The sequence below is a fragment of the Polyangiaceae bacterium genome (assembly GCA_020633205.1).
Lineage (GTDB): Bacteria > Myxococcota_A > Polyangia > Polyangiales > Polyangiaceae > JAHBVY01.
This window is the reverse complement of sequence record JACKEB010000010.1, coordinates 934,820-960,737: the sequence shown is the minus strand read 5'-3', so window position 1 is coordinate 960,737 and position 25,918 is coordinate 934,820. Positions and strand designations below refer to the sequence as shown.

The 25,918-nt window shown below is 64.4% G+C and carries 33 protein-coding genes; 17 read left to right on the top strand and 16 right to left on the bottom strand.

Features of this window, described 5'->3' with window-relative positions; translation table 11 throughout:
- Positions 1-36: 36 nt before the first annotated feature.
- The 4 genes from H6718_04005 to H6718_03990 form a co-directional block, all read right to left on the bottom strand.
- The gene (locus H6718_04005; GenBank protein MCB9584532.1) at positions 37-468 is read right to left on the bottom strand and encodes a BLUF domain-containing protein; all 432 of its coding nucleotides are present in this window, start codon (positions 466-468) and stop codon (positions 37-39) included.
- Between the two features lie 53 nt (positions 469-521).
- Entirely contained in the window at positions 522-1,190 is a 669-nt protein-coding gene (locus H6718_04000; protein ID MCB9584531.1) for a hypothetical protein, read from the bottom strand.
- Positions 1,191-1,446: 256 nt separating this feature from the next.
- Positions 1,447-2,817, bottom strand: coding sequence for a hypothetical protein (locus tag H6718_03995; protein MCB9584530.1), 1,371 nt, complete (start codon positions 2,815-2,817; stop codon positions 1,447-1,449).
- Between the two features lie 230 nt (positions 2,818-3,047).
- Positions 3,048-3,992 (bottom strand): LysR family transcriptional regulator, encoded by a 945-nt coding sequence (locus tag H6718_03990; GenBank protein ID MCB9584529.1) that lies wholly within the window; start codon positions 3,990-3,992, stop codon positions 3,048-3,050.
- Between the two features lie 65 nt (positions 3,993-4,057).
- On the opposite strand from H6718_03990, the gene H6718_03985 reads away from it, so the two are divergent.
- From H6718_03985 to H6718_03970, 4 genes are all read left to right on the top strand, one after another.
- A complete protein-coding gene (locus tag H6718_03985) occupies positions 4,058-4,570 on the top strand; it encodes a hypothetical protein (protein MCB9584528.1) in 513 nt (170 codons plus the stop codon).
- An 85-nt stretch (positions 4,571-4,655) separates the two neighbouring features.
- A complete protein-coding gene (locus tag H6718_03980; GenBank protein MCB9584527.1) occupies positions 4,656-4,961 on the top strand; it encodes a hypothetical protein in 306 nt (101 codons plus the stop codon).
- A gap of 184 nt (positions 4,962-5,145) precedes the next feature.
- Positions 5,146-5,790 carry a universal stress protein gene (locus H6718_03975; protein MCB9584526.1) on the top strand — a complete coding sequence of 215 codons (645 nt, stop codon included), beginning with the start codon at positions 5,146-5,148 and terminating at the stop codon, positions 5,788-5,790.
- A 65-nt stretch (positions 5,791-5,855) separates the two neighbouring features.
- Positions 5,856-6,824 carry a M48 family metalloprotease gene (locus tag H6718_03970; GenBank protein ID MCB9584525.1) on the top strand — a complete coding sequence of 323 codons (969 nt, stop codon included), beginning with the start codon at positions 5,856-5,858 and terminating at the stop codon, positions 6,822-6,824.
- Here H6718_03970 and H6718_03965 read toward each other — a convergent pair.
- The 6 genes from H6718_03965 to H6718_03940 all read right to left on the bottom strand — a co-directional run bounded on the left by H6718_03965 (position 6,806) and on the right by H6718_03940 (position 13,437).
- A complete protein-coding gene (locus H6718_03965; GenBank protein MCB9584524.1) occupies positions 6,806-8,245 on the bottom strand; it encodes a hypothetical protein in 1,440 nt (479 codons plus the stop codon). The two genes, H6718_03970 and H6718_03965, sit on opposite strands and share 19 nt — an antisense overlap.
- 112 nt (positions 8,246-8,357) lie before the next feature.
- On the bottom strand, positions 8,358-8,798 hold the full coding sequence (locus H6718_03960) for a hypothetical protein (protein ID MCB9584523.1): 441 nt from the start codon (positions 8,796-8,798) through the stop codon (positions 8,358-8,360).
- Complete coding sequence (locus tag H6718_03955) at positions 8,734-9,774, bottom strand: sigma-54-dependent Fis family transcriptional regulator (GenBank protein MCB9584522.1); 1,041 nt, start codon at positions 9,772-9,774, stop codon at positions 8,734-8,736. Before H6718_03955 ends, H6718_03960 begins: the two co-directional genes overlap by 65 nt.
- Positions 9,775-9,974: 200 nt before the next feature.
- Positions 9,975-11,117, bottom strand: coding sequence for a hypothetical protein (locus tag H6718_03950; protein MCB9584521.1), 1,143 nt, complete (start codon positions 11,115-11,117; stop codon positions 9,975-9,977).
- 90 nt (positions 11,118-11,207) lie between these two features.
- A complete protein-coding gene (locus H6718_03945) occupies positions 11,208-12,713 on the bottom strand; it encodes a hypothetical protein (GenBank protein ID MCB9584520.1) in 1,506 nt (501 codons plus the stop codon).
- Positions 12,714-12,918: 205 nt separating this feature from the next.
- The gene (locus H6718_03940) at positions 12,919-13,437 is read right to left on the bottom strand and encodes a TerB family tellurite resistance protein (GenBank protein ID MCB9584519.1); all 519 of its coding nucleotides are present in this window, start codon (positions 13,435-13,437) and stop codon (positions 12,919-12,921) included.
- Positions 13,438-13,632: 195 nt separating this feature from the next.
- Here H6718_03940 and H6718_03935 point away from each other — a divergent pair, with 195 nt between their 5' ends.
- Positions 13,633-14,190, top strand: a complete 558-nt coding sequence (locus H6718_03935) for a DUF420 domain-containing protein (GenBank protein ID MCB9584518.1) — start codon at positions 13,633-13,635, stop codon at positions 14,188-14,190.
- Between the two features lie 25 nt (positions 14,191-14,215).
- On the opposite strand, the gene H6718_03930 is transcribed toward H6718_03935, so the two are convergent.
- Positions 14,216-15,115, bottom strand: a complete 900-nt coding sequence (locus H6718_03930) for an alpha/beta fold hydrolase (GenBank protein ID MCB9584517.1) — start codon at positions 15,113-15,115, stop codon at positions 14,216-14,218.
- Between the two features lie 77 nt (positions 15,116-15,192).
- Between H6718_03930 and H6718_03925 the strand changes: the two genes are divergently transcribed.
- Positions 15,193-16,158, top strand: a complete 966-nt coding sequence (locus H6718_03925) for an NAD-dependent epimerase/dehydratase family protein (protein ID MCB9584516.1) — start codon at positions 15,193-15,195, stop codon at positions 16,156-16,158.
- A gap of 12 nt (positions 16,159-16,170) precedes the next feature.
- Here H6718_03925 and H6718_03920 read toward each other — a convergent pair whose 3' ends face one another.
- Positions 16,171-16,566, bottom strand: coding sequence for a hypothetical protein (locus tag H6718_03920; GenBank protein MCB9584515.1), 396 nt, complete (start codon positions 16,564-16,566; stop codon positions 16,171-16,173).
- Positions 16,567-16,804: 238 nt separating this feature from the next.
- Between H6718_03920 and H6718_03915 the strand changes: the two genes are divergently transcribed.
- From H6718_03915 to H6718_03880, 8 genes are all read left to right on the top strand, one after another.
- Positions 16,805-17,251: an Hsp20/alpha crystallin family protein gene (locus H6718_03915; GenBank protein MCB9584514.1), complete on the top strand. Its 447-nt coding sequence runs from the start codon at positions 16,805-16,807 to the stop codon at positions 17,249-17,251.
- Positions 17,252-17,256: 5 nt separating this feature from the next.
- On the top strand, positions 17,257-17,910 hold the full coding sequence (locus tag H6718_03910) for an Hsp20/alpha crystallin family protein (GenBank protein MCB9584513.1): 654 nt from the start codon (positions 17,257-17,259) through the stop codon (positions 17,908-17,910).
- A gap of 135 nt (positions 17,911-18,045) precedes the next feature.
- Positions 18,046-18,231 (top strand): hypothetical protein, encoded by a 186-nt coding sequence (locus H6718_03905; protein ID MCB9584512.1) that lies wholly within the window; start codon positions 18,046-18,048, stop codon positions 18,229-18,231.
- 86 nt (positions 18,232-18,317) lie between these two features.
- Entirely contained in the window at positions 18,318-18,779 is a 462-nt protein-coding gene (locus H6718_03900; GenBank protein ID MCB9584511.1) for a D-tyrosyl-tRNA(Tyr) deacylase, read from the top strand.
- 37 nt (positions 18,780-18,816) lie between these two features.
- On the top strand, positions 18,817-19,491 hold the full coding sequence (locus tag H6718_03895) for a hypothetical protein (protein ID MCB9584510.1): 675 nt from the start codon (positions 18,817-18,819) through the stop codon (positions 19,489-19,491).
- Positions 19,492-19,544: 53 nt separating this feature from the next.
- Positions 19,545-19,805 carry a type II toxin-antitoxin system ParD family antitoxin gene (locus H6718_03890; protein MCB9584509.1) on the top strand — a complete coding sequence of 87 codons (261 nt, stop codon included), beginning with the start codon at positions 19,545-19,547 and terminating at the stop codon, positions 19,803-19,805.
- Positions 19,805-19,945: a hypothetical protein gene (locus H6718_03885; GenBank protein ID MCB9584508.1), complete on the top strand. Its 141-nt coding sequence runs from the start codon at positions 19,805-19,807 to the stop codon at positions 19,943-19,945. The genes H6718_03890 and H6718_03885 overlap by 1 nt, the downstream gene beginning before the upstream one ends.
- A 222-nt stretch (positions 19,946-20,167) precedes the next feature.
- A complete protein-coding gene (locus H6718_03880; protein MCB9584507.1) occupies positions 20,168-20,587 on the top strand; it encodes a GNAT family N-acetyltransferase in 420 nt (139 codons plus the stop codon).
- Between the two features lie 19 nt (positions 20,588-20,606).
- On the opposite strand, the gene H6718_03875 is transcribed toward H6718_03880, so the two are convergent.
- From H6718_03875 to H6718_03865, 3 genes are all read right to left on the bottom strand, one after another.
- A complete protein-coding gene (locus H6718_03875) occupies positions 20,607-21,197 on the bottom strand; it encodes a hypothetical protein (GenBank protein MCB9584506.1) in 591 nt (196 codons plus the stop codon).
- Between the two features lie 57 nt (positions 21,198-21,254).
- Positions 21,255-21,863: a hypothetical protein gene (locus H6718_03870; GenBank protein MCB9584505.1), complete on the bottom strand. Its 609-nt coding sequence runs from the start codon at positions 21,861-21,863 to the stop codon at positions 21,255-21,257.
- Between the two features lie 171 nt (positions 21,864-22,034).
- A complete protein-coding gene (locus tag H6718_03865; GenBank protein MCB9584504.1) occupies positions 22,035-22,976 on the bottom strand; it encodes a hypothetical protein in 942 nt (313 codons plus the stop codon).
- 255 nt (positions 22,977-23,231) lie between these two features.
- Between H6718_03865 and H6718_03860 the strand changes: the two genes are divergently transcribed.
- Both H6718_03860 and H6718_03855 read left to right on the top strand, forming a co-directional pair.
- On the top strand, positions 23,232-23,708 hold the full coding sequence (locus tag H6718_03860; GenBank protein ID MCB9584503.1) for a hypothetical protein: 477 nt from the start codon (positions 23,232-23,234) through the stop codon (positions 23,706-23,708).
- A 44-nt stretch (positions 23,709-23,752) separates the two neighbouring features.
- On the top strand, positions 23,753-24,517 hold the full coding sequence (locus H6718_03855; protein MCB9584502.1) for a hypothetical protein: 765 nt from the start codon (positions 23,753-23,755) through the stop codon (positions 24,515-24,517).
- A gap of 14 nt (positions 24,518-24,531) precedes the next feature.
- On the opposite strand, the gene H6718_03850 is transcribed toward H6718_03855, so the two are convergent.
- Entirely contained in the window at positions 24,532-25,179 is a 648-nt protein-coding gene (locus H6718_03850) for a hypothetical protein (protein MCB9584501.1), read from the bottom strand.
- Positions 25,180-25,297: 118 nt separating this feature from the next.
- Between H6718_03850 and H6718_03845 the strand changes: the two genes are divergently transcribed.
- The gene (locus H6718_03845) at positions 25,298-25,903 is read left to right on the top strand and encodes a hypothetical protein (protein ID MCB9584500.1); all 606 of its coding nucleotides are present in this window, start codon (positions 25,298-25,300) and stop codon (positions 25,901-25,903) included.
- Positions 25,904-25,918: the final 15 nt, after the last annotated feature.

The following is a 25,918-nucleotide window of genomic DNA, read 5'->3' as shown; positions in this document are numbered from 1 at the left end:
CTGGTAGGGACGCAACCGCCGAGTGTAGCTGCGGACTTACTCGACGAAGTCGCGATAGCGGCCGCTTCGAAAGTCTTCAATCAAGCCGCGAACCCGCTCGAAGTCTTCGTCGTTTCTGGACGCTACCTCGCTGATCGGCTTGAGCCCTTCCACATGTTCGCGAAAGCGCTCGAGCTGTACGGAGCCCATGGCCCACTCCGCGAACGCGCGAGAATCGATCGGTCCGCGACGCAGGACACGCACGTCGCGATGACGATTATCCGTGCGGATTCGGTTGAAGGTAGTGTCGACGGCGCCCTCGCTGCCTTCGAGGATCTGCATGAAGCATGCGCCATCGCTGAGCAGCAGGCCGGTGATCTGCTTGCGAGTGTTGTTCTTGCGGGCCGCTACCAAGATCTGAAACAGCTCACCAGGGAGCAGCTCCGCGCTGGCTTGGCTCACGTACACGATCTCGAACAGGTCGCTCACGAAGGGGGAGCGTAGTCCCGAGCCGTGCGGCCGCAACTAGCCCCGCGGGTGAGTCACGAATCTTCTTTGGCAGGTTGCGAAACGTATTCGCAGACGGTGTTCTGGAACTGGCCTGGAGCCGTAAAGTGCTGGCGAACGCAGGTCAGCTCGCAGCTGTTTGGTCCACTAAACGTGTACTGCAGCAGATACACATCACCCGGGTGAGGAGCGAGGTTGACTTTGCCTCCGCAAGCGCCACGGGGGAGCCGGACGGTGACCCAGTTGTCTCGGTACTTCGTAACGTATCGAGTGCAGTACTTCGAGGTGGTGTACTTGTGAGCGCCAAAGCCAGACTGCTGTGTACCGCAGTAATACTGTTCACTGGCTTGATAGCTTTGTCGCTCCACGTGGGTCTCGGTGTCGAAGAAGTCCGAGGTGATGCTCACACTGGCGAACCCTGGTCGCACCCGAAACCCGTTGGTGCGGGTGGACTGACCAGGCTCGTCCAGGTCGAGGCGATCGCCGTCTACCGTCACCAGCTCGTCAAGGTTCGCCCCGGGTCGTGCGGCGTATAACGTCCTGAGCTTTACAATGGCGTGGGGTTCATCCGGAGCCGGTTCAACGTACTTCGGAACGAGGGCTCCCGGCCTGCATGCGAGAAGTGCCCATACCAACAGCGGCAGCCCGCCCAGTGAGCTCAGTTGGGGCAGCTTGCGACGCAGCTGCGCATGTAGGAGTCGCATCGAGAGACCTCATCCGAGTTGCTGGCGGACACCAAGCAACGGTCGTTGTGATAGTTGCAGTAGTCGAGACACGAGGACTGTTCGGCAGACCTCGGTTGCGCGAAGCACGCACCCAGCGGGAGCAGCAGCGCGAGCAGCGCGAGGTGCGGCCTGCGCCTTGCGCCGCGAGGAGGGGATGGGGGCATGCGATTCCCCATCGGCCAATTGCGCCCGTGGTTGCTAGGAAAATTCGCTGGGTCGCGTTTTTTCGCCCGGCCTACTGCTTCACGGCGCCACCACGGATGGCCGCAAAATTCGCGTCGAACGCTGCGTACACATCGGGGTCGTCCAGCTTGAGCAGCGCCTCGTCATTTCCTCGCAGGGCGGGGCCCGTGTAGTTGTGAGAGCCCGTCCACACCAGGCCCCGATCGGCGGTGCCCGTGTAGGTTCCGTGGATGATCAGGATTTTCGAGTGTAGCCCCTCACCAGCGGAGCCCGTGGGGTAGAGGTAGAGGTTCACGCCGCCGCTCTTGAGCGTCGAGGCGATGGTCGTGTTCAGGTTCTCCCCATCGAGCACCACGGTCACGCCGCAACCTTGGCTCCGCTTGCTGACTAGCTTATCGGCGATCTCCGAGCGAGCCGTCGTGAAGAAGGCCATTGCCACGCGGATCGTCGTGCCGGCATCACAGGTGACATTGTCCAGGACGCCGAGGATCGTGTCTCCGCTGGCCCGGGGATAGAAGTAGGCCTTGGTGCCCGTGTCACCGTCGAAGGAGCGGTAGTAGTCCAGGTTCTGTTGCTGAGCCTGCATGTCGGTCCAGTAGCTCAGGTAGGCATCGTACAGCGCCTTGTCATCGCGGATGATGACCATGTTGTTGTGCTTGTGGAGCTGGGTCGTCGTGAGGTTCGCGGAGGATTGGACGACGACGTTCTTCGAGCCGTCCTTCAGCTCGCTGAACAGGAAGAACTTGTTGTGGTTGATGCCGGTGTTACTCCCGATGCATGCGCCTTGCCCCGCGGAATCATTGCACACCGTCACGTGACCGCTCGGTAGCTCGCTCTTCAGCGTCGCCACGCCGACCCAGTCGTCCCCTTGGTCGTTCTTGTTCGTGGGATCGAGCACGACTCGCACGTCGACGCCCGCTTTCTGTGCGTCCACGAAGCGGTAGGCGATCGCCTGGCGACTCCAGTGATAGAGCGAGATGCGGATCTGAGAGCCCGGCACCGCAGCCTTGGCCAGCTCGCCGAGCTTCGTCTCGATCGTGGTGTCGTTGGCGCCACCTGGGAGGGGCACGGTGAAAACCACTTCCTTTTGCGGTGGCGGCGTGGACGAGTCCACGCCGGCATCCACCGCGCCGCCGCCACCGCCCGCGCCTCCATCACCGCCGGAGGTGCCCGCACTCCCGGAGCTTCCGGAACTGCCTTCGCTCCCGGAGCTGCCGCCACTGCCGTTTGCGGCGCCTCCACCCTCACCCCCGAACCCGCTTGCGCCACCGCTCGCCTGACCTGCGCTGCCGCCCGCGGTTGCTCCACCGTTCCCGGTGCCACCGCTGCCAACCTCGTTCGTCGAGTCGCTCGAGCATGCGGCTGCGCCGAGGCTCAGGGTCAGGACCCCGACGAAGAGTGCGTGAGTGAGTCTGCTGCGCATGATGGCTCCGAGTGAGCTGACTAGCCCGGTGGCAAAAGTCTGGGTTGGATCTAAGTCGGCGCTGCTGCGGATTTCGCAAGCTTGCGCGAACCAACACCCTCCGAGCGAGCTTTGCGCTAGCAGAGCCACAATGCCAGGCAAAGGGCAGTCGATCGGGGCGATTGCACAACTTGCGCCGTATCTTGCACAGCGCGCAGCGGGCCGTTGCACAACCTGAGCCCCCTAAATGCTCACTGACTAGCCTTTGTCGCGCGGTTCTCTGCGGAGATGTGCTCGCGGAGCCACGTCAGGCCCGTGTCCTGAGTGTAGCGCTCGTGCCAAGCAAGGTAGACATCGAACGCTTGGAGTTTCAGGGGGGGAGGGGAAACTGTCAGCGCAAAGCGCTCAGCCATCACCCTGGCGTAGCGCTCCGGCACCGTCGCCAGGAGCGATGTCTCAGCGATCACCCCAGCGAGTGCGGCGTAGTCTGGGACGCGTAACGAGACCCGGCGTGTGAGCCCTTGTTGAGCGAGCAAGCGATCCACGTAGCCGGGGCCGTCGTCGGATGTCACGAGGGCGTGCGGTGAGCTGACATAGCGCTTCAAGCTGAGCCGACGCGTCGACTCTGCGCGCCGTTCGATCACCACGAAACGCTCTGTGAACAGGCGCGCTGTTTGGATTCCCGGTGCACGGGGGAGCTGCTCCGCGCTGCCAGCGCACAGGTCGACGCTGCCGTCGAGCAGGCTCTCCGCGCTGGCCGCTGTAGTCGGGAGCAGGCGCACTTCCACGTTCGGCGCAAGCGATGAGAGGGTTTGGAGAAACCTCGGTAAGCCAACCACTTGGAAGTAGTCGCTCGTTGCAACGCGGAAACGACGCTGACTCTGTGACGGGTTGAATGCCGGTTCCCGTTCCAAGAGCCGCTCCAGTTCGCTCAGCGCCGCGCGGAGCGGTGCCTTCAGCGCCTGCGCCCGACTCGTGAGCGTGTGGCCGTGGGAAGCACGCACCAGTAGCGGATCCGCGAGTAGCTCGCGCAGCTGTCGCAGGTTGTGGCTCATGCTGGGCTGAGTGACCCCCACCTGGCGCGCTGCTTGAGTGACGCTGGCGGTGAAGAGGAGTGCGTCGAGGGCCACGAACAGGTTCAGGTTCAGGCTCAAGAGGCGCTGCAACGCGACGCCATCGCGGGGCTCAGCATTCATGCTGTCTATGATGACATGGCAAGCATCGATTGGGATGATGTCGCTCTCGACCCCATACTTGGGGAGTGACCAATCCCAAGCGCCCACGGGCTCGCTGGCTCAGCCAGAGTGAAAAGCAACTCTTCAACGCCTGCCTGAGCGGGCTCGCCAGGTTGGCGCGGCGCCGGCGAGACGGGCTCGCCTTTCCGCTGCTCCGTGGCTTGGCGCGTCTTACACTGGCGTATCGCAGGTCGAAGCCAGTGGGCAGCGACCCGCGGGCCCTGGCTGAGGAATGGCAGCGCTTGATGCCGTCGCGAAAAATGGTCCCGATCACTGCCGTCGAGGGGGACACCGCGTTCGGTGAAATCCGCGTGGAATGTCCCCTCAGGGGCACCGGCGACGTTGAAGCGTGTTTTCGCTTGATGGAATACGACCGCAGCTTGATGCGTGCTCACGGGGCGCAGTTCGTGGTCTTGCGCTCCCAGGCAGAGGCCGGCGTTTCAGTGTGTGAGATCGCGATTCGACCGCAGTTGCTGCCGGCAGCGGACCTGATCCCCGCGCATCGGCGTGTCGGCCAGGCCGCCTCGCCCGAGGCGTAGCGTCTCGCGGGCGGTGATTCTTGCGCTCGCAAGTCTGCGAAATTCCTACGCGCGCCTCGGGCACGGTTGGTGCGACGTGGCGGGTATGAAGAAGCCAGCCCCATCCAAACCCGACATCCGCGACTGGATTGCGATCCTCGAGGACATTCGGGTGCAGCAAGACAATGCGCCGATGGCCCAGGAGCTCGAGCGCTGTTCATTCGTGGACGCGCGCGAAATCTCGGGTGTGCGTTGGTTGAAGCTCAAGCCGCCGCCGAGCTTATACGGTCAGAAGCAGGCAGAGGCGGCCCTGCGTGAAGCGGGCGCCCGTCTGTTCGGCGGTTTTGACGTGGAGTTCGTGAAGCCGGATCCGCTGCCCGAAGCGGACGAGCCCGACGACTTACATTCCTAGCGGTGCAGACGGTGCGGGGATGCTGCGTTGCCGCGCAACGCTTGCCGGAATTCTGTCTGCGGCACTCAGCGGTCGAATCGGTGCTGGGTGCCGATCCCGCGTTATTTACCGGGGCTGAACGCTGACGTGGGCATGAGTCGCGGGTGGCACGTGTTGTGTAAACAGCCCTAGCAAGGAGACAACCATGACGACCAAGCCTCAGGTGCTCGTAGCGGGCATCGATTTTTCGCTCCAGGGGTCCAAGGCGCTGAGCGGCGCCCTGGAGCTCGCCTCCCAGCGCGAGACCAGCGCGCTCCACGTGGTTCACGTCGCGTCCCCCTACGAGGACGGGGTACGCCTGGAGGTTCCTCCGGGAACTGAAAACGCAGAGCGCGTCGACGGGCGACTGATCCCCGTGCAAGAAGCTGCGAACTTCACCCAGGATTGGGTGGATGAGTGGCTGCGGGCGTTCGCTCATCAGCACGGAGACAAATTACCCTGTCCCATCAAGATCCATCTCGCCGTCGGTGACCCGGCGGAGGAGATCCGACGCGTCGCGATTGATACCGCTGCCGACGTGATCTGCGTCGCGAGTCACGGCCGAAAGGGCCTGCGCCGAGTGCTGCTGGGCTCAATCGCCGAGGCAATCGTGCGAGATGCACCCTGCAACGTGATCGTCGTGCGCGACAAAGAAGTGCCAGACATCGAGCCGGCCTACACCCCTGAAGAGCAAAAGCTCCACGATGCGGCGCAGGAGCATCACCTCGGCTCTCGGCACACCTATCACTACTACGATCGCAACACGATGGCGAACCACACCAAGCTCGGGAGCATCGTCGGCTCCACTTGAGCTAGCGGGTTGCTGGTCCGCCGGACGGACCTATGTTCATGAAGTTCTGCCGCTTTCGCCGAACCATGAACCGCATCCCCCAGTCCCCCAATTCGCGCCTCCAAACCCAGGGCCTGCACCCGCTGCAGAAGCCTCCCGGGATCTGGGGGCGCCGCCTATTTTACCGTGCGCAAACTTGGGGGATCCTGGCGCTCATCGCCTTGGTCAGCGGCGTTTCGGGCTATCTGGTGCTTGGCAGCTGGGGTGCCGTCTTGTTGCTGCTCCTGGTGGTCGGTAGCTTCGGTGCACTGCGCGTTGCACCGGGGGATCTGGTACTGCGGCTCCAGGGCGGCAGGGAGCTCAGCTACCACGAGCGCCCGGAGCTCTTCGAGGCGGTTTGGGAGCTGAGCCGCCGAGCGGGGCTGCCCGTCGCGCCGCGGCTGTTCTTGATGCCGATGCCTGGCGTGCAGGCGATGAGCACCGGTTCACTCCGGCGGCCGGCGCTTGGCATCACTCGAGGTTTGCTCTGGCACATGGAGCCTCGGGAGCTCTTTGCGATTTTGGCTCATGAAGTCGCCCACGTGAGCCATGGCGATATGGCGACGCTCGGCTTGGTGCAAGCGCTGCTGCGGGTGACCCGGCTCTCGGCCTTGATTGGTTTCCTCGCGGTAGTGGCGAATTTGCTCGCGGCGCTGCTCGGGATGCAGCTAGTTCCGGCTTGGATCGTGTGGGGGCTGTTGATCGCCCCGGCGCTGGTGACGCTGCTTACCTTCGCGCTCTCGCGGGTACGCGAGTTCGAGGCTGACCTGGGCGCCGCGGAGCTCTCTGGTGATCCGGCCGCGTTGGCGTCGGCCCTCCTCAGGTTGGAGGCGCTGAGTGCGCGGCTGGCGCCCCCTTGGTTGCGGCTCGAGCTCCCAAGCTGGCTACGCACGCACCCAGATACTCGAGAGCGTGTGCGCCTGCTGGCAGAGCTAGCGCCCACGCCTCTGCGAGCACCCGTCGCTCGACGTGGGCGACAGTCATTTCCTCCGGGATATCAGTTCCGGTTCCACTGACGTCTGCGTCCCGCGCGGCTCACCCCAATCACCAGCGCCAGTAGGAAGCCTAGCAGCGCCGTTCCCCGGGTTTGGGGGTGAGGGGACAGCGTACAGCCGCTGGAGTCACCCGAGCCATCAGCGCTGCCGCTCGGTTCCGAGCCTGCGCTCCCTCCCGCTGCCGTGCCTCCCGAAGCTGCCGTGCCTCCCGAAGCTGCCGTGCCTCCCACTCCCGCTGTCCCGCCGCTGCCCGCGCTTCCGCCGCCCTCACCACCAGCGCCAGCGGCGCTTTGTAGGCCCAGCTCTGGACAGCTTGCTTCGTCTCCTTCGGCGCAGGCGGTCTTGACCTCCGCTGTGTAGTCGGCGGCCAGGTGCTCACCGTTCAGGGTGGTCGCAGCCGGGGTGACCTTCACACGGTAGGTGACCTTCGGCGCTACGTCGGCGTCGGGTTTGAGCTGAATGGTGTGAGCCCAGGCGTCTCCGCGGACTCGCAGCGTGTAGGGGACGACGTTTCCGCTTGGATCGAGCAATTGAATGCTGTTGCTGTCGAGGCTGCTGCCCTCGAGCCCGTGACCGGAAAAGAGCGTGATCCAGCCATCGATCGAAGTGTGGTCGAGTGCGAGGTAGCGCTCCGCATCCGCTCCGTCCGGAGCGGGGTCGATGCCCACGAACAGACTTGCATCGACGCTGACGTTGGAGTTCAGACGCCGCCAGATTTGTTCCCAGTAGTTGGCGATGACGCGGGCGTTGTAAGGATAGGAGCCAGGGACAGCGGGGTTTAGGTAGGCCTTGGATGCCCACGGATACTTGTCGCGGAAGCTCTGGTGTCCAGGCGCAAGCACTGTCTTGACCAATGCGTGAGCGCTCTTCGCCTTGGTCATGCCGTCGACGATCACCTGCGGCTCCACTTGGTGATTCGTGAAGTTGCCGAAGACCTGGCTAAGCGCGTCGGCGTCGATCACCAGCGGCGGATCGTAGGTGATGGCGCGGTCGTTCACGAGCCAGACGTCGGTGCCGGTGTCGAGCTCGTTGGTGTCCCCGTCGAGCAGCGCCGCTCTGTCGTACAGCAGGATGTCGAAGCTCTCGTCGGCCATCCCGTGAGACGCCGCGCCAAGCAAGACGGCAACGTGTTCTGCCGCGGGGCCTTGATCGTACGGCGGGGAGTAGGTCTGTTGGATCCACGTGAGGTAGCCCTGCACGAATCCTGACCAGTGCGCGATTTCCCCGTAGCCATCACCCGCGGCGTAGCCGGAGTCGGGCAAGAACGAACCATTCAAGTACTGATCGGGATGGTCCAGCAGGAGCTGCTTGAGTTCAGGCGTTTGCACATGGGAAATGGCAAGCTCGCTGGTGTACATATGACCCAGCATGCCGTTCGCGGACGCCTCGGGCGCCACGGCGAGGGTGAGGGTGAGCGTGGCCAGAGCGAAGCGCGTGCGCATAGACCCGAGTGTACAGGGACCACCGGCGTACCGGCAGTCTTCGAGTCAGTCCGTTTCAAGTCGGCGCGCTCTGCGTAGTTCGGCCCTCGGCGCGCGATTGTCTAGCGCACGCTCACGAGAGATCCCCTGTTGTGGGCTGTGACTTCATGTCGAATGCAGCGAGCTTGCGATAGATCGTTGCACGACCGATCCCAAGCAGCCTTGCGGCATGGGAGACGCACCCTCCTGAAGTCTCGAGCGCTCGCTGGATGGCGCGCCGCTCCAGCTCACGCAAGTTCAGGGTTTCGCTGGGGTCGCGCGGGAAACGCCCAATCGACTCCCCGCGGCCCAGCGGCGGAGTTCCGACCATGGCGCTGGCTTGAATGGCGCGCGGTAGCTGGGCCAGGGTGATCTCTCGAGAATCAGCGCTCAGCATCGCGCGATGCACGATGTTCCGGAGTTCCCGCACATTGCCTGGCCAGTCGTAGGTCATGATCGCTTCGAGGGCGTCAGGCGAGATGCTGCCGATCTGTCGGCCGACGTCGCTTGATAGCTGCTGCAAGAAGAAGCTCACGAGCTGCGGAATATCGGATTTGCGATCTCTGAGCGGTGGCAGCTTGAGGACCTGACCCATCAAGAGCTGAAATAGTTCCTTGTGGAAGCGGCCAGCTCGAACCTCCAGCGCGAGGTCTCGCTGACTCGCGCAGACGACGCGCGCCGTAAAAGGTAGCGGAGCGTCTCCACCAACACGCTGGAAAGGAGCGGTGTCGAAGCGCGCCGAGCAGCGCCGCCTGGGCGGCGAGACTCAACTCACTCACCTCATCGAAGAACAGAGTGCCACCCTGCGCGTCCTCGAAGCGGCCGGTGAGACGTTCACTCGCGTCACTCGAACGCTCTTCCCCACAAAGCTCGGCTGCCTGGAGCGCTTTCGGCGTGGCCGTGCAGCTCACGGTCACTAGGGCGCCGCTGTGTTGCCGCCCGGCAGCGTGCACCGCGCGCGCGACCACGTCTTTCCCGCTGCCGCTCTCGCCCAGAATGCACACGGGTGCGTTGCTCTCGCCCAGGCGGCCTACTTGCTCTGACAAGACTCGCATGGCTTGGCTCTCGCCAGCGATTTGGGCTAGAAACTTCTCCGCGCAGAGGGTGCTCTCTAGGTGCCGGACACGCTTGCGGAGCCAGCTGCGTTCTGCAGCACGCTCGACGGCCTGAACCAACCTGTTTCCGTTCACCGGTTGTTCGACGTACTCGTGGACGGCATCCGAGGGCGCGACGGCCGTGTCGATCTCGTTCGCCGCGATGAGAACGACGCAGGTCAGATCAGGCAATGCGGCTTCGATGCGACGCATGCTGTCCGCGCGGCGTGATGTCTCCGCGTCGATGCATGCTAGAGCTGGCGGCAACGTGCCGGCGGTTTCCAATGCGGCGTCCAGCGTGCCGAACAAAGCGACGTCCCAGCCGGCTGCTTCGAGCACTCGCGCGATCCCATCGCGGGAGTGAGGGTTCGAGTCGACTAGCCAGATCCGCTTGGAGGGAAAGCGTGCGTCATCCATGACGAGCGAATTGCAGAAGTCGAGCCAAGTCGCGGACCTGGGTCTTATCCTGGTAAATCCCCGGATCCAGCGCGTCGGGTCCCTTGATCCCGCTGCCGCGACTGTAGTCTCGAACCAACGCATTGCTGAACGCTGCCTACTGCGTCCGGGCCGCGTGGCGGCTGTTGTCTGCAGTCGACACCGCGCAAGTTCTGACGCAGCTATGCGCGAGCAGCAAGCGCCGCGGCGAGTGGAGCTCGACAGCGGGTTCGTACGTCGAGCCAGTCAGCGTCCGAGATCACTCCGAACTCGCGGGCGCCAGCCACCGCTACGGAGCGAGCTTCATTCGACGCGGAGGGGCTGGTGAGGCGCACCGTGGCGGGCTTTGATTCCTCGAGGCACCAGAGGACGGTATCCAAGGCAAGCCGTGCATGGCGGCGTTCGTCCAACGCGATGCTCGCGAGGACCGCCCTCAACTCGGGACATGCAGATCGCCCGGCGGCGTTGTGCAAGGCGACTGCGGCCGCCGCTTCGGGTTCGAAGGCTTCGTCCAGGGTGCGCTGCGCGAGTGTGCGGAGCGCAAGCGCGCGATCGCTGGGTGGCGTTCTGGCTGATCGCGCCAGTTGGAGCGCGCCGAACGCAAGGGCGGGCGCTCCCCAGGCGTGGAGCACCTCGAGGCAGAGCGCGGTATGCTGGAGCTCGTCCAGCGCCGCCTCCGCGTAGCGACGCACCAGCTCCCGCGGAGCGCCTAGTGCGATCAGCTCGAGGCGCGCTCGAGTAAACGAAGCGACGCTCGAGTGCTCGAGTTGTGCCTGTCGACGCCAGTGAGCCAGCACGCTTGGCAGTGCTTCTACCGGGGGCGATAGGAGCTGAAGTGTTGGCTCCGGTGTCGCGTGCTCGGAAACCAGCGGGGCGATCAAAGCGACTGCGGCCTGGGAGGGATCGACCAATGGGCGACCACCAGGGGCCTTCTCTCGCCAGTTGTAGCAACACAGCGGCGCGTGGTTGATGGCGCTGCGGCGCATCTTCGTCTGAATGTCGTCGTAGAAGCCGTAGGTGCTCCGGGGCATGTCAATGTACTCCGGCGCGAGCTCCTTTTCCTTGGGGATCCGCTCCCCGTCCAGGAACTTCATACAGCCATCGACTTCAGGCGAACCTAGGATGACCAAGCTCTTGGCGACCTCCGGCTTCGCGCACCATTTGCCTTCGGGCGGGTGAATGCGCTCCCCGTCACTGCCGATTGGAACCGCGGTCAGCGTGGCTGTCGGCGCGGTCTGTTTCGGTCCCTCGTCGCAACCGACGAGAGCGAGAGACGAGGCGCCTAGCCCCAGCCCTGCCACAAGCCAGCGAAGGTCGGGTTGCATGGTCGGCAGCATACTCAGCAGACGCCGCACGTCCACGCCCCGCGAGCGCGCAGTGCCCTCGCGAGGTTGGGGTGAGCGCTGATTCCGTCGCTAGTTCTTGCCGAACAGGCCGCGTGCGAGGCCCGGGCGCTTCGTCATGCCGAGCACGGCTGCCACACGAATGCTGGGCTCGAGGGCGTGAGGGTTGGTGTACACGCCGCCGTGAACTTGCACCTCGCCGAGGCGTGCTGCTCGGGTCTCCGGGGAGATGCCGTGCTCGAGGCTTTTTGCGTTGGCGACGGCAGCGGGATTGAGCAAATCGTGCAGCATCAGCAAGGTCGCGAGCGCCCGCGTCGTTTCCGGGAGGAAAATCTCGATGTTGAAGGCAGGTGCGCCTTCGAAGGCGGCCTCGAACAGCGGGTGAGCCAAAGACTTCGTACGGGTGATGCCCGCGACGTTCGCGCTTACGGTCAGAGGCCGGGTGTGACCCTCGAAGCTCGAACCCTCGGCGGCGTATACCTCTGCAGCGAGCAGCTTGGCGATGTACTGCGCCGCTTGGTAGCTCACGCCTTGAATCGACACGACCGCGCGCGCTGTGCTCACGCCTTGGTGGCGCTCATGACCCGGGCTCAGCATGCCGCTCTTTTTCAGCGCGCTCTGCCACAGCGGCGGGCGAGCGGCGCGGCGCTCAGTCAGCTCGCTGCAGCCCGGGCGCACCTGGCTGGGCGTCGTCGGTGAAATCCACAGAGAAATAGATTCGAGCACACCTTCTGGCAGGCTGCGGGCGATGCCGTTCATCGTCGAAGCCAAGCGCCACTCCTGGCTCTCTCCTGCCGCGTACGCATACAAGCCCAGGTGCAGCGGCTCGCCCGCCGCAAACTCCAGCAGCGTCTGCTTGCAGCGGCGTGGGTCGCAGAGCAGGTCGCTACCTTCAGGGGCGTAGTGGAGCTCGCCACCAGGCAGCGTCTCGGCATTCGGAGACTGCAAGTCGAGCCACAACACCTTGGCGCCCGCTTCCAATAGGAAGCGGGTCGGCGCCAGCTCCGCTGCGGCGCCGAGCAGCGCGAAGCGCTGCCCGCCAAGGGAGATGCGCCCAGCGTGAGACAGCGCGTAGTCTCCAATCCAGCACAGGGCATCCCCGGCGGCTTGAGTCATGAAGCCGCGCTCGACAAGCAAGCTTGCCAGCGCACCGAGCTCTGCGGCGCCGTAGTTGCGGCCTTCGAAAGGCACCTGGGGCGCGAGCCCGGGAGCCGAGCCATCTCCGTGACGCTCGAGTTCGAAGGCTTGACCTTCCCCCTTCAGGTACTCACCGAAAGACTGCGGCGTTTGCTCGCCGCGGGGTCGATACACCAGGCCTTCCTGGGTGCGCTGCACGATGTGGCGCGCGATTTCACTGCGCCGCGGAGACGCGCAGCGCACGGCCTCGAAGCGGGCTAGCTGGTCGCCCAAGCGCGCCTTGAAGCGGCCGGGCTCCGGGCTCAGGCGCGCAGCGGACAACTCGTGGGGGAACTCCCGAACGGTTTCCGTGAGGATTTTATGCAAGAAGGCGGAGCCGCTGGTGCCTTCGGGGAGGTTCACGCCAGGTGCGGCGCTCTTGTGCTTGGACGCTGTTCCCATGGCGCCTGGGGTAACAGAAACACCGCGCCCGGGGTACCAACCTTGTGGGCGAAAACGTCAGGAAAGTTGCGTAGCGGCGCTCTACAGAGCACCTCTCCCCCAAAAACCCTGGGGAAATTCCTAGAGGTGTGGACGCCGGCAAAGGAATCGAACAGCGCCCGAAACCTGTTGCGGTGCGCGCGGTTCAAGCAAAAACAAGCGGCGCTCAACCGAAAAGGGTATCCACGACCTCGCGCAGCAGTTCTTGGGACTCATCCGCGTTCAGCTCCAGCGCGGCGGCGAGTGAGTCGATCGCGGCGGCTTCCGCGTGAGCGACGTGATCGTCGACGAATGCCACACCGGCGGCGAGGCGGAAGGCGAAGGTGCGGCCGTCCGGCGTGCCGATGCGCCGAGCGGCGTCGTGCATGCGGGCGCTCCAGCCTTCCTTCTCAAGCGAGTCGGCGAGCTGATTCAGCGTCGAGCCCAGCTCGAGGCCTTTTACCGCGTGCATATCGGCGACGGCCTCGATGGAGCCGCGCAGCTGCTCGAGCTCTTCGTCGGAGATCTCGCCGTCCACCGCGGCCATCAGGAACATCAGCTCGAGGGTCGCCTCGAACTCCTTGGCGAGGGTCTGCTCGTCGCTCGACAGCTCGGCGGCGGGCTGCAGGCTCTTGGCGTGAGCCTGGGCGGCTTCACGGGCACTGACACCAGAGGCGAGCTTCTTCAGGCGGAGGTCGAGATCCATGGCCGCAGAGCATAGCGGTCGCGCGGATCGTTGGCGACCGCGGCCGCACCCGCTGCGGGTGACGTCTGGGGCATGGACGACGACTTGAGGTTTTTCCGCGGAAAATGCCGACTTCTGGGGTTGAGGGCCGGCCAGGTTGTCGCAGCGAAGCGCGCACAGATTGCCGAATCCAGCGCTCGGGGCTACCCCTCGCTCGTGTCCAGCTCGAACTCCGCCTCCCTAACCCAGGGCGTCCAACAAGAGCCGCCCGCGACCAAGTGGGTCGTGGCTGGTCTGACCGTCTTCGTCTGCTTGGCCGTTGTGGTCGTGCTGTACGCCTTCCCAGGACGCACGGAGCCGGGGCACCCTGGAGTGCTACCGACCATCAACGCGCTCCTGAACGGCAGCGCGGCGGTGTTCTTGGGTCTGGGTTTTTATTTCATCAAGGCGAAGAACCGCGTCGCGCACAAGCGCAGCATGCTGACCGCCTTCGTGCTCTCCAGTGTGTTCCTGATCACCTACCTGATGCACCACGCCCAGGTCGGCAGCGTGCCCTTCCAGGGCACCGGTGCCGTGCGGATCATCTACTTCGCGTTCTTGATCCCTCATGTGTTGCTGGCGACGGTGGTGGTGCCGCTGGCGTTGTTCACGATCTATCGCGGCTGGACGAATCGCATCGAGCGGCATCGCAAGGTGGCGCGCTGGGCGTTCCCGATCTGGATGTACGTCTCGGTGAGCGGCGTGATCGTGTACTTCATGCTCTACCACCTGTGAGCTGAGTTGCCTCGAATCGCCTCCCTCAGGAGCTTTTGGCGTGTACGCGCCGCACGGCGTCCGCGATGGGACCAGGCACCTCTTCCTGGAGGAAATGCCCCGCGTCGGTCCAGGTGAAGCGCGCCTGGGGCAGGATGCGCTCCATGTACCGCCCGACGGAGCCGAGCACCGGATCGCGCTTGCCCCATACGATGTCGATGGGGCCCTTGAAACTCATCACCAGCTCCCGGCAACGCGTTAGAGCATCGACCGACGGGTGATCTTGGCTGCTCGGCACCATGCGCGCCAAGGCGAGGGGAGCGACGCGCTCGGAATGTTTCCGTAGGGGATAGCGGTACGCGCGCTTGACCTCCCCAGAGATGCTCTGCCTGTCGCCTTGCACGCGCTCCATCGCGATCTCGGGGAAGCCCAGGCGACCAAACACGAAGTCGCTGATCAGCGGCATGCGTGCGAAGCGGTGAAAGGTCGTCGGCTTGAACTCTGGACGCGGCGGACCAGCGACGGTGTTCAACAGCACGAGGCCCGTCATCAGCTGTGGGCGATCCGCCAGCGCCCTGAGCCCGATTGGACCGCCCCAGTCTTGCCCGACGAAGATCAAGTCTTCGAGCTCCAGCTGATCGATCAATGAGCCGAGCCACGAGGCGTGATGATCGAGCTGGTGAGCGAGGGGATCCGTCGGCTTGTCGGAGAAGCCGAGCCCAATCAGGTCCGGCATGATGAGCCGCAGCGGTTCACCCGCGAGCTCGCTCGCGACCTTGCGATACAGGTAGCCCCAGGTCGGGTTGCCATGCAGCATCAGCACGGGCCGGCCGTGGCCCTGCTCCATCACGTGCATCTGATAGCCGCCGACTTGAGCGCGGTAGCGCTTGAACGGGACTTGGGGTTCGAGCCAGGTCGGCAGCGTGGGAGGCGGGAGCTCGTTCACGGCAGCACTCTACTGGATTCGGTTCGTCGCCTCACGGATGGTTTGGGGGTGAGGGGTGATGTGTTAACAGCTTCAGAGTGACGTCTGAGAGTGGGGCAGCAACGCGCGAAACAGTCGCTGGGCGCAGCGTCGCCGTTACGGGAGCCTCTGGTTTCGTCGGTTCACACATTGCGCTGGCCTTGGCAGCTGCTGGGGCAGAAGCGGTTGGGGTCGTTCGGAGTCCAGGCAAAGCCAGTTGGCTCGAAGAGCGTGGTGTGGCGCTACGCCGCGCGGATCTAGCGGAAGTCGACGCGATGGCGGAGGCCTTTGCGGGCTGTGATGCGGTGATCGCGAACGCGGCGCTGGGCTCGAACCAGGGCACGCTGGACGAGCTGGTGCGCGGCAACACCACCGGTGTGAAGAACACCTTCGCCGCAGCGGCCCGCGCTGGGGTCAAGCGGGTGGTCTACATCAGCAGCGTCGCGGTCTACAACAACCGGCCGCTGCGTTGGCAAAGCGAAGACGCGCCGCGCTTCGATACGGATGCCGTTGCCGCGGGGAGACGTCAGCTGTCGGTGAGCGATCTCACCACGGACTGGCGCTATGCTCACAGCAAGGCGCTGGCAGAAGACTTGGCGTGGAGCGAAGCGGAGCGCCTCGGCCTCGACGTGACGAGCCTGCGGCCAGGCCCGGTCTATGGCTCTCGGGATCCGAAGCTGATGCCTCGCCTGCTCAAGCGCTTGAAGTTGCCGCTCTTGCCGCTGCCCCGGGTCGGGATGCCGCTGGTGCACGCGGGCGATGTGGCCCAGGCGGTGGTCGGTGCGCTCGGGAATCCGCGGAGCGTCGGCGAGGCGTACAACCTGAGCGGCCCACCGACGCCCCTGCCGGAGGTGTTTCGGGAGCTGGTGCGCCAGGGCGCGTCACCAGGGCGGCCACCCATCATCTTGAGCTTGCCGCTACCGATTTGGGTCGGCTTTGATACCAGCAAGGCAGAGCGCGACCTGGGTTTCCGCGCGAGAAGCCTGAAAGACGGCTTCGCCGAGGCGCTGGCGGAGCCGGCCTAGGCGTTCGAGTTCTCAATAGTCGGCGCAGCAGTCGTCGGGCCGCCGATCGTCGCACTCGACTTCTTGGGGCACGCTCCAGTTGCGCTTGAAGCAGCTTGGTTGACAGCTGCTGACGGTCGCCTCGAAGCGCGTGGACTGCTGCATGCTGAAGCCGTCTTCGCAGCCCATTTCGTCGCGCGCCATGGGAGCGCGGCCCTCGCACGCAGCGGCGGAGACGCAGGCGAGGCAGGTGCAGCTCACGCGGGAGAGGGACGCGCCGGGCTTGTAGTAGGTCGGGGGCGTGTACGTTGGTTGCTCGGCGCCTCCCGAGGCGCAGCCGTAGAGCGCCCCCGGCGCAAACACACTCACCCCCAAACCCAGGAGCAGCGCCCGCAGCGACTGAGACAGAGTTTGACGCGGTGAGTCCATGGGCAAGCTCGACAAGGTTATCAGTTCCGACCCGTGGCTTCGCTGAGCCTTGGGTGCCGAGTCTTGGGGTGAGTGGGGTCAAGGCGTCCACATCGGGGTGTCAGCCGGTCGACGCTGGGTGGAGACAGATGCGCGGGATCTCGTGAGTTGGCCGCGCGGCGAGCTGGCCCCGAAGTTGCACAAGCCTACGTGTCCGCTCGGGTGAGCCGAGCCCTGTCAGCCAGAAAGAGCCGAGCCCATGGCCATCGAGGAGATTCTCTATTCATACACGCCCGAGGGGAGCGCCCCGGAGGGCGACACTCAGGAGCTGGATCAAGGTTGGTTCTACGATGAGCCGACCCCAAGCCAAGCGCCGCAGAGCGCCTTCCCGAGCTTTCGACTCCACGACAGTGGGGAGAGCCTGACGCTCTCTGCGGATGTACCCGGCCTGGCTCAGGACGACATCAGCGTGCGCGTGAGTCGCGACCTGATCCACATCAGCGGTAAGCGCAAAGAGCGTATTCCGCACGGTTTCGAGCTGGTGCAGCGGGAGCGGCCAGAGCTCGAGTTCGAACGCAAGATCAAGCTCTACACCCGAGTCGACCCAGCGCGTGGTGCGGCGCACTTGGAGGCCGGTGTGTTGACCATCACCCTGCGCAAGGCCGCGGAGAGCGGCGCTCAGCGCATTCCAATTCGGAAGGTTTGAGCATCATGAACGAGACCGCACTCAGCGGGATCTTCGGCCTACGAGATCCCGACAACTCATCCCTCGGTGCGCCACCCGGTAGCGTCAGCCCTCGTGTCGATCGCTATGAAAGCGACCGTTCGTTGTTGTTTTTCGCCGACTTGCCCGGTGTCGAAGAGGAGCAGCTCAGCCTCGAAGTCGAAGGGGATGTGATGGTGCTGAGCGGAGAGCGTCCCGCGAAAAGCCTGCCTGGGCAATCGGCGCCGCGCTCCGCCGCAGTGCGCTACTACCGTCGCTTCGGGATTCCCCGAGGTATCGATCTCGGTGAAGTCGACGCGCGACTCTCCAACGGAGTGCTCCGCATCAAGGTTCCGAAGGTAGCGCTGCCCGCCACGGCGATCGCGGTGACTGGCAAGGTCGACGAGCCTGCCGCCGACAACGAGGGCATCGACTGGTCACGCCTCAGCGTGCCCCCAAGCGAGCCGCCGAGCGGCAAATCCACGCTGAATTTGGGGTCATTCCTGGCTGGGCCACGGAGCTATCGGAGCAAGCCTCCGCCGAAGCCACCGTCCAGCCGCTCGAAGCTACGCAGCGCCGCTGTGGTGACCGAGCATCGCGCTTCACAGCCTTCGATCGAGGAGATTGAAGAGATCAGCTCACCTGATTGGGTGCTCGAGTAGAGGACTGGGTCGTCGACGGGCGACAGTGTGGGTCCATGGGGAAACGACTCGGGGCCCGCACTTCGGTCTGTCCATTGGGAATTTTTCCGTACATAATTTGGCCGACGATGGGGACTCGGATAAGGGGGATGGTCGATGCAGTTTTTTGCCGAAGCTCCTGGGATGGTGCTCACCCTGTTGGTGTTCGAGATACTGCTCGTGATCGCGTTGATCGCCCGCAAGAAGCGCGCTAGCTCGCGTGACTCGGTACTGCCTCGGGCGTACCTGGCGTCGCGAGGCTCCCGAGAGCCGCTGACGTTTCACGAGCGTCTGGGCATGTAGCCATTCGGTTCGGGGGAGTGGTGTAGGTCCATTCCCTGCATCCGCGCTTGATTGTTGCGAGCGTTCGGCGCTCTGATGTGCCCGCTATGCGCGCAGTGGTGCAACGGGTCGTTGGGAGCTTCGTCGATGTGCTGGATGGAGACGCGCCGGGGCGCGCCGGGACCATCGAGCAGGGCTACACCGTGTTGGTTGGCGTCGCTCAAGGCGACACCGAAGCCGACGCTGACTGGCTAGCTGACAAGGTGCTTGGCCTGCGCTTGTTCGAAGACAGCGAGGGCAAGATGAACCTGAGCCTCAGCGACGTGGGCGGGTCGCTGCTCGCCATCAGTCAGTTCACCCTGCTCGGCGACGCACGCAAGGGCCGGCGGCCGAGCTTCACCCAGGCGATGGAGCCGGTGGGTGCGGAGGCGCTGTTCGAGCGCTTCTGTCAGCGGGCGCGGAGCCAAGGCTGCCGAGTGGAGACTGGGCGTTTCCGCACCCATATGCGTGTCCACATCGAGAATGACGGTCCGGTGACGTTGCTCCTCGATAGCAAGCGGCTGTTCTGAGTAGCTCGCGGATCCTGAGTCCATCTAGATTTCGGGTATGGCGAATCGGGGTAGGGCTCTCATCGAAGAAGTGATCGCGGCCATTCAAGCGGAGGGGGAGCTGCCGTCAGACCGCATGCTCGACGCGCCGAAGCCGAAGGCTGCCAAAGGGCTCGCCGCTTCGGCGATCAGCGAGCTGCGTCTGAGCAACGGCATGGCGCTGCCGCCGAGTCTGGCCGCGTGGCTCGAATACGACGCGCGCTGGTTGCCACTCGAGATCGCCGACGGCGTGGTTCAAGGGGCGTCGTTCGCGGAACTCGTAGCCGACGCAGTACCCGACGTGGGCGAGATGTTCGGCGTGCTGGGTGAGTCGTTGCTGACGGCGGAGTGCTATCGCCTCTGGGTGCCCCAGATGTGTCCCGAGATGAGCGCCGTGTTCCTGTATGGCGCACACGCTGATGCGGAAGGTGAGCTGCCGGTGCTCTGCTTCGCCTACGACGACGACGGCATCCTAGGAGTGTTTGCGGCAGGCTTCGATGTCTACCTGGCTCGCGTGATGGGCGTGTGCAAAGACGTGAGCTACGCCATCGGTGAGGGGCCGCCGGCTTACGCGAAAGCCGCAAACGCAGCCCTCGACGGCTTGCTCAAAGCAGCGGACCCCGGCGTGCGCAAGCAGGTGTACGTGGCTCAAGGCGTGATCAGCGTGGGCTCGTTGATCGAGTTCGATGGGTAGGCTTCGTTTCGTTGCTCTCCTCTGCGTGCTACGCTGCTCCTGCCGGAGCACCTATGTCCGATCCCGTAAAAGTGCATCTAAGCCCAGACGACGCGCGATTCGCTGCGGCCCTCGTTGCCGCGGGGAAGTATTCGACGCTCGAGGAGGCAGCCAAGGCCGCGTTTCGCATGCTCCGGGAGGAGCAGACCCGTAGCGACGCCGTGCGTGACGAACTGCAGGCTCTGTTCGCCGAAATGGACGCTGGCGTCGGCCAAGAGGTTTCAAACGAAGATTTTGCCGAACTGGTGAGGCGAGCAGCGCGATCCGGGGGGTGATGAAGCTCTGGCTCCATCCGCGTGTGCCTGAAGACATTCGGGAGGTCTTGGCGTACACCCGCGGGCGCTTCGGGCAGCTTCAGGCCGAACGCTACGCCGAGCTGATCATCGAAACGTTCTACTGGAGCAGCCGACTCTAGGCCGGCGGAGGGACGACGTGGTGCCTGGGCTCAGGGTCGTGCAGATCGGACTGCCAGACCGTCCGGGCGCACACGGCTTTCTCTACCGCGTGAAGGGCGAACGGGTCGAAGTAGCTCGCCTGGTTCACCTGGCGAGCTACCTCCCGCGGCAGATCCCCAGCGACTTTTAGCCGCGGGCGTCGCGCCCTTCACTTCGAGGCGAGCCTGTGGGTAGATCGGCGCATGGACATTCGCAGGATGGGGGAGGCTGACATCCCCGAGGTTGCCCGGCTGTACTTGAAGGCCTACGAGGTGGACTGGAACGAAGCCGGCGCCCAGAAGTACTTGGGTAAGTTTCACGGCATCGAACCAGAGAGCTGCTTCGTGGCCATTCACGAGGGCAAGGTGGCTGGTGCCATCATGGCGTACTCGTACGAGCGCGAGACCGGCCTGGTGCTCTTCATCCAGGAGCTCTTCGTCGATCCCGAGGTGCGCAACGCTGGTACCGGCAAGAAGCTGATCGCCTGGCTGCGTGACAGCTTCACGCTGGCGGCCAAGGTGAAGATCACCCCGCTCGTGAAGGCCGACACCAACGTCTTGAACTTCTACAACTCACTCGGGTTTGAGCGGGACCGCGCCGTCAGCTTCATGGACGGCTTCTGAGTTCCGCCGGTCGAACCTCTCAGTGCAGTTGATCTCGAGGCGGGGGCGCATCGTCGTCCTCCGCCTCGAGGCGTTTCTTGGCTTCTTCGACGCTGCGAAGCTGACCTTCGTAGTAGGCGCCTTTGCCCCGCAGATACATGAAGCGCGGAAGCTTCCAGGCTTCAGCCCCATCGAGCCCCGGAAAGGGCAGCAAGTTGACCAACGCGATCAACAGATTCGCGCCGACCAAGGCGTCGTAGAGATCGTGCTCCTTGACCGTGTGGGGCAGGAGCTTGAGCCGAGCCAGGCCTCCCAGCACGAAGAAGACACTCAGCTGCGCGAGCACGCCGCCCCAGGCCACGACGCAGCGCTGCCATGGCGTGATCCAGTCGCTGGTGTGCGCTTCTCCACCGGCGCCGTGCAGATTCAGGGCAAGCACCGGGAGGCGATAGCGCCGCAGCAGGACGATGTGCCCCAGCTCGTGAATGACCACGACCACCAGCGTGCCGAGCCACATATAAGGGCGAAACGCGAAGCCTCCCGCCACGCATGCGATCAGCGGCAAGGTGAAATGCACGTAGACGGGCACCCCACCTAGACTAGCGAGCTGTACGGATCCGCGAGGTCTCACGTGATGAGTGCAGTGAGCATGCCCTCAAGCCACGACGCTAGCAAGCTGAACCCAGACTCAAGGGGTGACCAGACACTCTGCGTCAACGCACGTCTCACCCATATGGCAGTCGTCGATGCTTGTGCAGCCAGGCGGTCGGCAGCGGCCAGGCGCCCCGTACACGCTGTGCTGATCCCAGGTTTGGCAGATCTCTCCGTCAGGGCACTGCTCGTTGTTGCCGCACTCCTGGCAGAAGTACCCGCCCTCGCTGACTCCGATGAACGGTGTCGCCTCGGGGCACCTGAGTAGGGTGCAGCGGTTGTCTTCGCAGTTCTCGCCGAACTCGCAATCGCTGTAGAAGTGGCACGCCTTGCCACCGCAGGTGTTGTCGACGCACACCTCACCGAACCCACACTGGTCGTCGTCGTCGCAACCAGACCTGGGCACGCAGCGAGGGATGTCCCCGTAAACCCCGGTGTTGCTGCGTGACGAGCACTTTCGATCCGCGGGGCAATGGTCGTCTGTCCGGCACTCGGCGCAGCCCTTGGACCCCTCCATTCCCAGATCGTAATAAAACGGCTTGTCCGCAGGGCAAGACTCGCCTGCCGCCCCTTCGGGGTCCGACGAGCATCCGCCGAACAAGGACACCAAGCCCACGAATCCCAACGCTGCAATCGCTCTCGACATACCCCGTTTCTCAGCACATAACGTGCCCACTCAGACTGCGCCAAGCTGCGCCACGATCCAGGTTCTGCCCGAGATTCCCCGGCTGATTTTGGGGGTGAGGCGCGCCAGGTGCAACCCGAGCATCCATCACACGAGACCCGCAGATCCCACGCTGTTGTGTCGCGCCCCTGATTAGAACGACATCGCGAGGCTGAGCCCAGGATCGAACCCTCGAGGCCTTGAGCCGCCGTCGGCGCGCAAGTCGCTCGGGTGGGTTAGACTCGCCGGCGCGCCAGGGATGAACTGGATTTCGGCGCTGTCGCGGACAGCCAGCAGCAGGATCCCAACAACCGCAACCCCACCGCCCACCCCGATCAGATAGTAGGGGGTGTTCGATTCGTTTGGATCGGCAACGAACAACGCGCCGAATGCAGCGATGGCGCCGCCCATTATCAGCACCAAACCCGCGGTTCTCACCCCGGCTCGCGAAACGTATTTCCCCTCCAGCGTGCCATCCCCATTGATATCGACGGGGTCCGCCTCGACCGGATCTCCGTCTTGTGACAACCCGAGGGAGTATCTTCCCCGCGGCATCGATACTTCACACGGAGAGGAGCACATCGACTCGTACATCTTGGTGATGATGGTCACACTTTGCCCGTTGGAGTACCCCGAGCCCGTGCCGGTGCCCGCCTTGCGGTGGAAAGTCACCCCATTTCCGCGTAGCTGGAGCCGCGCTTCGGTTCCATGGACTGTCACCAACGGTTGACTGCCGCCAAAGTTGCCTTGGGGAGCCGGCTGAGGGGCGCCCGGCGGCGGTGCCGGAGGTGGAGCCACGCTGGGCGGCGCGGCCGTCGGTGGTGCAGGCGCGCGCGTAGGCCCCGGCTCGGCGCTGGGCACGCCTGACGCGATGCCTGCGTAGTTGACGTCGGTCATGGGGAAGGTGCGCTTTTCCCCATTGGCGAGCTCGATCGTGACGTTGCCTTGAGGATCCATCTCTTCGATCGTTCCGCGCAGCATACCGCCGTTCTTCAGCAGAACGACGTCGGGCGGTGTCTCCGCCCGGACGCGCGGAGAGATGGTGAGAGTAGAGAGTGCGAGGCTTGCGATGGGGAGCAAATGACGAAGGCGCATGAGCGTCGCGAGTTTTCGCAGATCGAGGTGAGGACGACAATCTCGGAGCCAGGTGACGCGTTCTTTGCGCCGTCGCGGCCGCGCGGTCGCTCAAGCCGGCCAATCACACAAGCGGACTCGCGACGCTCCCGCCGTTGTCGACAGCCTTCCGCTTGTCCTGGCTGGCGCTCCCTCCGAGCGGCGCCGTCGGACCCCGTGCGATTCGCACCTTTGAGCAGCTTGACCCACACGGTTGGGGGCACTACCCAGCGCGCGATGAAGCTTTCAAGTCGACTCCCGTTGATGGCCTTGGTGGGGCTGCTCTCGTTTGGCGCCGCCTGTGTCCCCCGGGCTACTGGGCCAAAGATTCGCGTGGCGACAGCGACACCTCAGCAGTTGGCCGACGCCGAGAAGGAAGACCAGGTCTGGTACGAGTTCCAACAGGGTGACGTGATCCCCGTCTATTTTGCCTTCCTCGGGGTGAGCGAAGGCGGCAGTCGGCAGCCGGTGGTGTTTCGCGCGAAGCAACACTTCTGGTTCGTGACGTTCAAGAACGGGCCGATGCAGATCAGCTTCGATGGCAAGACGTTCGCCGGACAGAGCGCCATCCAGTCCTTGATCGCCGTCGTTCCTCGCAAAGACGGCCAAGGCGGGCAGCTCGGTTGGATCATCTACATGGGGCAGGGCAACCCCGAGGCTGAGCTCAAGGCGCTGATCGAGCAACAGTCTGGCGCAGCACCCGCGCAGCAGTGAAGCCCTAGCGTGTCACGGCGCACGGTTTCGACCGATGACTGTGGGTGATCTTCAATCGTCATGGGCTCGCGCTGCTGGCCAGCTTGCTCTGCGGCTGTAGCTGCAGCGAGCCTTCTGCGGAGCGAGCAGCGCCGCCACAGAACACTGGGGGAGCCCAGACGGCGCCGCCGCCTCGTGCCCTCACCCCCAAACCCGAGGTCCGAGTCGTGTCCCTGGACGTGCCCGATGACTTGCCTGTGTTTGCGTTGCAAGGTGGAAACGAGGAAGGCGTGGTGGGCGTGGTGTTGCACGGCCACTGTGGGCACGGCCTTGGCTATTTGCAGGCCTTCCAGTTTGCTGCGGCGAAATACGGGCGCTTCATTGCGCTCCAGGGGGATCGGCCGTGTGACGGCGCCCTGCGCTCGTGGTCGGCGGACCCCGTTCGTGTGGACGCTCGGATCCGCCGCTCGCTCACCATCTACTTGGGACACCCACCGCCCGAACGCATCCTGGCCGTTGGCTCCTCGCTAGGAGCAGTGGTCGCCATTGCGCTCTCGAAAAAATTTCCGCAGAGATATGATCGCTTGGTGCTCAACAGCCTTTTTCGTCAGCAATCCGGCAGTGGGCTCGCAGGCGCTCGGGTCTGGTTCTTCGCAGGTGAGCATGAAAACACGTGGCCGGCGCGCCTCACCGCGGAGAGCTGGGAACGGGCGGGGGTGACGACGCGTTTCCGCAGCATCGAGTCGGCGGGGCACTCCGACTTCCACGGTCAAGGTGACCGGTTGATGCGCGAGGCATTCGCGTTTGTCACCAATGACGCTGAGTTCTAGGTTTCTCCGTCTGTCTAGAACGCCACGCTCAGCTGTAGGCCAGGGGTGTAGACGAGATTGAGACTGGCGGTGTCGGCTCCACCCGTGTCGGCATGTCGCTCGGGCGGACTCGGCGCACTCGGGATGAATCGCACGTTCGCTTCGTCTGGGGTGCTCAGGACGAGGAGCATTCCCGCCAGCATCGAGCCCACCATCGTGCCCACACCGCCCAGGGTGAACGGCAGGCCGCCTTCATCCTTCGTCACCCCATACGACAGGATCGACGCACCAATCACGCTCCCGACCACCGCGATGACGACGCCTAGTGTCCGGGTGCCTTGGCGCGACTCGTAGTCCGCCTCGAGGCTCCCGTCGCCGGTGATCTCGACTGCATTGGTCTCCACCGGATCCCCATCGCTCGAGATGGCGAGTTGTTGCGTTCCCGTCGGCAGCACGACGTCACAGGGTGCGCTGCACACGCGTTCGTAGTAGCCGGACTTGAGTCGCACGGAACCGCCGCTTGCGTATCCAGACGTCTGCTTGCGGTAGAAGCTCAGGCTGTTGCCCTGAAGTTTGACGTGAGCTTGGCTTCCGTCGCTCGTCTGCTGGGCTTGGGCGGTAGGCGCGATGACGAGCGCCGAGAGCCCGAACGCCGCCAGACGCAGTTCTTTGGAAATCCCCACTGTGCTAACTTCAGCAGAGCTCGGCGTGGCGGGCAAGGGCAGCGCTCGCGTGGGGCGATGCATTCGCATTTGCATTTCCGAAGGATGACCACCGCGACATCTCGCGTATCTGGAGAGGATGGCAAACGCACTTCGGGCTGGTCTGGTCGCTTTGCTGCTCCCTTCTTTGTGTCTCGTTGGCTGTGGCGGAGATGACTCGAGCAGCGGTGCAGGTGGCAGCTCTGGTAACACCCAGGGCGGTGCGGGCGGCTTCTTGACTGCTGGCAGTGGTGCTGGTGGCAACGCCTCCGCCGGAAGCAACTTCGGTGGCAGTGCAGGCGTCGGCAACGGCGGCACTGGGGGGCTCCCAACGAGTTGCGACTTCCCGCTATCAGGTGAGATGCGGGAGATCGCCCCGCTAGCCGAGTTCGCGAGCTTCGAGTACTTCTCCGATTCGAGTTGCCGCATCACGGGACAGACGTCGGCGGTCGGGCCGTTCAGCGTCTTCCGTGGGACCTCGACCAGCGGGCAGTATCACCTCTACTCCGCGGACGCGTTCACCTGGGACTGGGTGAGCTACTCCGAGGGTGAGCTGGTGAGCGAAGCGGAGATCCGCCCGCTGCCCGAGGACACCAACATCAGCGTCACGCTGAGCGAGAAGGCAGACCCGCAACACGAGGTGGACGTGGTGTTCCGGCTCTCCGGCACGCAGTTCACCGTGCTGTCCCTGGTGGAGCGCAACTAGCCCCGGGCGGCGCAG